This is a genomic window from Neobacillus drentensis (genome assembly GCF_036966985.1).
Taxonomy (GTDB): domain Bacteria; phylum Bacillota; class Bacilli; order Bacillales; family Cytobacillaceae; genus Neobacillus; species Neobacillus drentensis_E.
The window spans coordinates 10,370-16,449 of the sequence record NZ_JBALSN010000248.1 but is presented as its reverse complement, the minus strand read 5'-3'; the positions used below and the strand labels follow the sequence as shown (position 1 = coordinate 16,449).

7 protein-coding genes are annotated in these 6,080 nt (G+C 37.5%); 1 reads left to right on the top strand and 6 read right to left on the bottom strand.

Annotated elements, in window-relative coordinates:
* The first annotated feature begins 21 nt into the window (after positions 1-21).
* Positions 22-1,122, top strand: coding sequence for an AI-2E family transporter (locus V7659_RS16740; RefSeq protein ID WP_335540955.1), 1,101 nt, complete (start codon positions 22-24; stop codon positions 1,120-1,122).
* A gap of 100 nt (positions 1,123-1,222) precedes the next feature.
* Here V7659_RS16740 and V7659_RS16735 read toward each other — a convergent pair whose 3' ends face one another.
* The 6 genes from V7659_RS16735 to cyoE all read right to left on the bottom strand — a co-directional run bounded on the left by V7659_RS16735 (position 1,223) and on the right by cyoE (position 5,992).
* Complete coding sequence (locus tag V7659_RS16735; protein WP_335540954.1) at positions 1,223-1,780, bottom strand: hypothetical protein; 558 nt, start codon at positions 1,778-1,780, stop codon at positions 1,223-1,225.
* Between the two features lie 2 nt (positions 1,781-1,782).
* Positions 1,783-2,415 carry an SCO family protein gene (locus tag V7659_RS16730; protein WP_335540953.1) on the bottom strand — a complete coding sequence of 211 codons (633 nt, stop codon included), beginning with the start codon at positions 2,413-2,415 and terminating at the stop codon, positions 1,783-1,785.
* 117 nt (positions 2,416-2,532) lie between these two features.
* Entirely contained in the window at positions 2,533-4,212 is a 1,680-nt protein-coding gene (locus V7659_RS16725) for a cbb3-type cytochrome c oxidase subunit I (protein WP_335540952.1), read from the bottom strand.
* Between the two features lie 14 nt (positions 4,213-4,226).
* A complete protein-coding gene (locus tag V7659_RS16720; protein WP_335540951.1) occupies positions 4,227-4,694 on the bottom strand; it encodes a cytochrome c oxidase subunit II in 468 nt (155 codons plus the stop codon).
* A gap of 11 nt (positions 4,695-4,705) precedes the next feature.
* Positions 4,706-4,855 (bottom strand): cytochrome c oxidase subunit 2A, encoded by a 150-nt coding sequence (locus V7659_RS16715; protein ID WP_335540950.1) that lies wholly within the window; start codon positions 4,853-4,855, stop codon positions 4,706-4,708.
* Between the two features lie 192 nt (positions 4,856-5,047).
* On the bottom strand, positions 5,048-5,992 hold the full coding sequence (cyoE, locus tag V7659_RS16710; protein ID WP_335540949.1) for a heme o synthase: 945 nt from the start codon (positions 5,990-5,992) through the stop codon (positions 5,048-5,050).
* Positions 5,993-6,080 lie beyond the last annotated feature (88 nt).

Sequence of the window (6,080 nt, the reverse complement as noted above, 5' to 3'; positions counted from 1 at the left end):
AATTGAAAAAAGGGGAAAGTAATGTCAAAAAGAAAATTCCAATATGGGTTAATCCAAATTCTTCTAATATTAACCATCATCTTTGTTTCAACAAAGATTTCATTTTTATTTATGCCGATCGGTATCTTTTTCTCTACACTTTTTTTCCCAATTCTTATAACTGGATTTCTCTTTTTCTTACTAAATCCAATCGTTAATTTTCTTCAGCGCCAAAAAGTGCCAAGAATTCTTGCCATCCTAATCATTTATGTAGTCTTTATTGGTATTCTTGTTTTAGCGATTGGCAACTTGGTTCCTGCCATCACAGAGCAATTTACCGCACTTGCAAATGCACTTCCTGATTATGCCAACAAAACCTTGCAGTATTTTGATAAGCTATCACGAAGTTCTGAATTCAAATGGATCATGGAAGAACAAAATGATCTTTTGGAAACCGGTAAAGAAAAACTGATAGCCTATGCAAATACCTTGCCGGACAGGATTACTGGCGGTATTACGAATATCCTTGGTGTGTTTGCCAATATTGCTGTCATTCTAGCTACCGTTCCATTTTTACTGTTCTATATGTTTAAGGACGGACATAAGTTCCCTAAGGCTGTAACTAAATTCCTTCCTGTATCCTATAGAGAAGCTGGATTGCTTATGTTGAAAGAGACAGGTGAAACACTTTCCTCCTATATTCAAGGACAAGTTATTGTTGCCCTATCAGTAGGAATACTTGCTTTTATTGGATACTTGATTATCGATCTGCCATTTGCACTAGTTATGGCAGTAATTGTTGCGTTTACCAACATCATTCCTTATGTCGGCCCCATTCTTGGCGGTGCACCCGCTGTGATCGTTGCTTTATTTGATTCGCCGACAAAAGCATTACTAGTTATTTTAATTATTGTGATTGCCCAGCAAGTGGAAGGGAATGTTTTATCCCCGCTCATCCTTGGAAAATCACTTGATACCCACCCAGCCACAATCATTATCGTCTTGCTCGCTGCCGGAAATTTAGCTGGCATACTGGGGATGGTTTTGGCAGTACCGTTTTATGCCGTAGTCAAGACCATCGTTTTAAATGTCATAAAATTTCTGCAGGCTCGAAAAAGGGCAACCGCTTCAAACGAACCATAAGAATCTCTAATAAAATATCGAATGCAAAAAACTGTTAGGAGCAATGTATCCTAACAGTTTTTTTATGTTCTTATGCAGAAAATCATAAATAGTTTAATTATTACTCGTATTTCGTTGGGTCAACAAAAGCATTATAAACCAAATAAATGATCATACAGATTGCAGTTGTAATAAATCCCCAGCCTAGTGTAATTTGTTCAATAATTAAATAGTTGTTACATAATTGCACGGGGGAATCGATATATAACCACCCCATTGCGGAAAACATGATAATAAAAAAATAAAAAGTGATATGTTTACCAGCAGGCTTAAGTTTTTTCCAACTATCCCTAAGTGGGATCCCTGCCAATAAGGGTAAACTAGTAAATTTAAACACTTCCATACTCTGTAAAGTTAATGCTTCATCCATTGACCTTGGCAGTGTCCAATAAGAGACGATGATTGTAAACAAGATGATTCCTGGTATTCCATTACCGTTCCATTTTTCAAAAAAGCGTGGGAAGCGTAGTTGAAAAATACGGGCAAGGAGAAATCCAGTGAAAATTAACAAAGGCATTTGCATATGCATGTGAATAATCATGACTGATTCCATTAAGTTTGCCACAGGAGGCAGTGCAAGAAATAGGAGGACCAATAAGCCATATAGTGAATGCTTCATAACTATTCCCCCACTTCCTTGTCAAGAATCCCTGTAAGCTTTTTAGCAGCTTCATCAGTTTTTTTGTAGTCTAAAACATTTAGAAGTCTACCTTTTTTATCAACAATATAAAAAGCTGAATTATGGGCAAAATTACCGTATTCATCGGGAATGACAATAACACCGAATGCTTTTAACAATGCATCTAATTCTGTTTGATTTGCAATTCTTGCCATCCTCCATGTTTCACCATCACTATTAAAATAGCCTCGGTATTTTTCCAACGTAGCTGGGTCATCCCTGGAAGGATCGAAGCTGATACTTAAAAAGACAATATCTTTGCCCATATATTTGCTTGGTACCTTATCATAAACTTTCGACATATTCATTTCTAATTGAGGACAAACCGTTGTACAAGATGTATACAGAAAGGTAATAAATACATATTTGCCCTCAAATTCAGAAATAGAATATTCCCTCCCTTTGCTATCCTCAAAAGTTACGTCAGGGAATTTGGGTTTATCGTCTATTAGTTCCTTTACCCGTGCAGTTTCTGCCGTGAAGGCTGTGAACCCATCTGTTCCGAAATAAAACAACGCAAAGCCAAATAAGATAACAAGCAAACACGCAAATGTATTATGTCTATTTTTGATCATGAAGATCACTTCCCAAATCTATTTTTTGAAGTATAAAGAGATAGCCCTAGCCAACGAGCTATCTCTTTCTTTGAAAACTGTCTAGATACAGCGCGAATGGATTTTAGCTTTTCGTGATCACCATGTTTTAAACGGTGGTGAACCAGGAGGTGCATTGACGATAAATTCCGTTAATGGGATAACATAGGCCATTGCCACAACTAATAGCATAACAACAATCCAAAGGCCCCAACGCTCTGTCCAATAAGGGGTTTTGGTTGCATTTTTCTCTTCTTCTGCAATCGGGAATTCTGTTTCACCTTTTGGTGCAAAGAACATCATATTAACTACAGCATACACTTGAAGAATAACACCGATAATTAACAGTGTTCCTCCCACAGCTAAGCACATTAAATACGGGTCCCAGCTTAATGCTGTTGCATTATCACCGTAGGTTGTATAGGAAGTTCTTCGCGGAGAACCAAGTAATCCAACCCAATGCATAGCACCTGACATAAATATCATACCAACTGTCCAGATCCAAGTTTGAATTACACCTAATCTATTTATTTGTGGAGTTAAAACACGTTTTGAAATATAAGGAACTAACCAATAACTAATTCCAAAGAAAGTCATTACGACCGACATTCCTAGTGTTAAATGGAAATGCCCAACAATCCACATGGTATTATGAACGACCTGATCTAGCTGGTTCGTACTTTGGACAATCCCGCCAGCACCTGCTGGAATATAGGCAACCATTGCAATAAATGGTGCTAGGAAACGAACATCTCCCCATGGCATTTTCTTATACCATCCAATAAGACCTTTTCCACCTTGTTTCCTGGCTGTCCTCTCAAATACAGCAAACATAGCGAATGCGGTCATTAATGATGGGAAACCAATCGCTAAACTCATAAATACGTGCATAAATTTAACTGCTTCTGAAATACCTGGGTCGATAATCTGATGATGGAAACCACCAGTGATGTTCATTACAACTAAGGCGATAATAACAACACGGGTTAATGTATCACTCCATCGTCTTCCACTGATAATTTTTGGGACAATAACATACCATGCAGACACGGCCGTTAGGTACCAAATATTAACCAGCGTGTGTCCAAACGCCCAAAATAGTGTCCGAGCAACCATGACATTAATTGTTTCAACCCAGCCAAACGCCCATGGAATGATCGTTAAAACTTCAATTGCAACTGGGATTAGAGCAAAGAACAAAAGGATAAATACGCCGGTTGCAAAGTAAGCAAGAATAGGAACATGTTGACCTTTGTTGTTTTTTCTCCAATTAGCGACATTGATAAACGCCCCAATGCAGCACATCCAAACGCCTAGGGCAATGAATACTAACCCGATATAGAAGGCAGGATGCGCTGCCATCGGCGGATAAAATGTATACATAACTGATGCTTCGTTCATTAAAATTGGGACTATACATAAAACAAAGCCGACAATCTTCATTCCAAAACCAATCCAAGCAATCTTCCTTACTTTTGGCAACAGCCCCCCTAAGGTATGGGAAAGTGATGCATAAAAATATCCAATCGTAAAGAATGCAGTTAAGACAACAACTAATAATAAACCATGTGCTGTTAGTACTTGATAATAGTTAAGCCAGGATGGCAATTCTAAAAGTCCTGACCTATTTAGTCCTTGCAGCAGTCCTAATATTCCGCCCAGAAGCAGTGCTGTAAATGCTACAAATATATATGTTTTGGTTAAAATGGCATCTTCCTTACTGATCCCCATTACTTTATTTGCTCGATCTTTTAGCGTATGTGATTTTGCTGTTTGCATTTTCTTTCCCCCCTTTATTTAACCGTAATCGTTGTACTCATTGCTTGGTGACCAGCTCCACAGTATTCATTACATAACACTAAGTAAGTTCCAGGTTTATCAAACTTTTGGGTAATTTTTTGAATATGTCCTGGCATTACCATTGCATTCACGTTTGTTCCAGCTACTTCAAAGCCGTGAACAACATCTTTTGAGGTGAGTGTAAAATGCACGGTGGAACCAGCAGGGATTTCAAAATTACTTGGATTAAAACTAAATACTTGTAATGTCATTACAACCTCATATTCATTTTCACCAATTTTAGTAACACCTGGTTTATCGAATGGTGCGATTTGATCTACCTTTTGTGGATCAATAATTTCCTTATTGCTTGGTGGAGCCATATCCAAGGCAAATGCTTGATAGCCTGTGATAAACATGAAAATCATGATGATCCCAAAACTTAAGGTCAGCCAAATTTTTTCATCAAGATGCATCTTCATTCCAAATCCCCCTAAACTCTAGACATGTAAAGGCCATATAATAAGAAATACGTAAGTAGAATGACTACTCCCACAACACTTACGGAAATCCATGTCCCTTTTAATGGTGCTTCATGAACTTCGCCTGACTTCTTTTTGTTGTTTCCTTTTGCAGCTCCCATTCCCAATCATCCCCTTTGTGATTTTCATACTTATATCATAGTTGGGAACAATTCTCAGTGTAGTGAACCGTATCACACATCTTTACACTTAAAAAAATAAATCCATTTAAGTAATCCGTTTAATAAAAAAAGTCTGATCGATTGTAGGCATTGTATTTGCCTACAGCGATCAGACTTTTTCATATATTTCTTTTAGCGATGGAAAATCGGTAAGGTAACCACAATCATCATGAGGAAGATAATGGTTATATAATTTACAGAGTATAAAAAATTCACTTGTGCCCATTTCAGGTTATCTTTGATAAAAAAACCGCTAATACTTACCACCAACCACCCTGCGTTAAGCAAAGTAGCTATGACCACAAAGGTAGTTCCAAGTGAATCTAAAAAGAATGGCAATGGAAATAAGCAGGCAATATACATGACCATTTGCCGTTTAGTCACGGAGAGTCCACGAACAACTGGCAGCATCGCCACCCCAGCCGCTTTATATTCTTTAAATTTCTTAATGGCTATCGCGAAGGTATGCGGCATTTGAAAAATAAACAAGATTAAAAACATAATCATTGGTACCTTTTGAAATCCAGGTGCGATCGCTGTCCAGCCAATTAAAGGCGTAACCGCACCAGACACACTTCCAATTATGGTATTAAAGGTATACTTTCGTTTCGACCACATGGTATAGGGAAAACAATAAGTAAACCAGCCCACGAAACCATATATCGCCGCTTCAAACGTCGTAAACAGTAATAAAATAAATCCAACTATGGTAAGTGAAATTCCAATGGTTAATACTTGCTTAAGTGAGAAATTCCCAGTCACCGTTGGACGGTTCTTTGTTCGATCCATTACCGTATCAATATCAACATCGTACCAGTTGTTAAGCGCAAGTGCCCCAGCAATTACCATTGTACTTCCGAAAATGGTCAAAAGTAATATATCCATATTGCTTGAAAGGGAAGAATTCGTAAAATATAAAGCTAACCAGAATCCAGCAAAAACCGGCAGGACATTAGCTGTTAAAACATTTGCTTTAAATAGTAACTTTAAATCAGTCATTATACTAGATAGATTTCGTTGATTTAATAATATCGACCTTCCATCCTTCTGTAGAGAAGGTACCTCATTATTACTCATTTAATATCCTCTCCTAAGAAGTAGTTCAAAACAAATTTAATACTATTATACCATATTTAGATTATCACATTAATTGGTGTCAGGCACC

Excerpts from the sequence above, each read along its gene's own strand:
- cyoE (WP_335540949.1), bottom strand. The coding sequence starts at position 5,992 with ATGAGTAATAATGAGGTACCTTCTCTACAGAAGGATGGAAGGTCGATA.
- V7659_RS16715 (WP_335540950.1), bottom strand. The coding sequence starts at position 4,855 with ATGGGAGCTGCAAAAGGAAACAACAAAAAGAAGTCAGGCGAAGTTCAT.
- V7659_RS16740 (WP_335540955.1), top strand. The coding sequence starts at position 22 with ATGTCAAAAAGAAAATTCCAATATGGGTTAATCCAAATTCTTCTAATA.
- V7659_RS16735 (WP_335540954.1), bottom strand. The coding sequence starts at position 1,780 with ATGAAGCATTCACTATATGGCTTATTGGTCCTCCTATTTCTTGCACTG.
- V7659_RS16730 (WP_335540953.1), bottom strand. The coding sequence starts at position 2,415 with ATGATCAAAAATAGACATAATACATTTGCGTGTTTGCTTGTTATCTTA.
- V7659_RS16725 (WP_335540952.1), bottom strand. The coding sequence starts at position 4,212 with ATGCAAACAGCAAAATCACATACGCTAAAAGATCGAGCAAATAAAGTA.
- V7659_RS16720 (WP_335540951.1), bottom strand. The coding sequence starts at position 4,694 with ATGAAGATGCATCTTGATGAAAAAATTTGGCTGACCTTAAGTTTTGGG.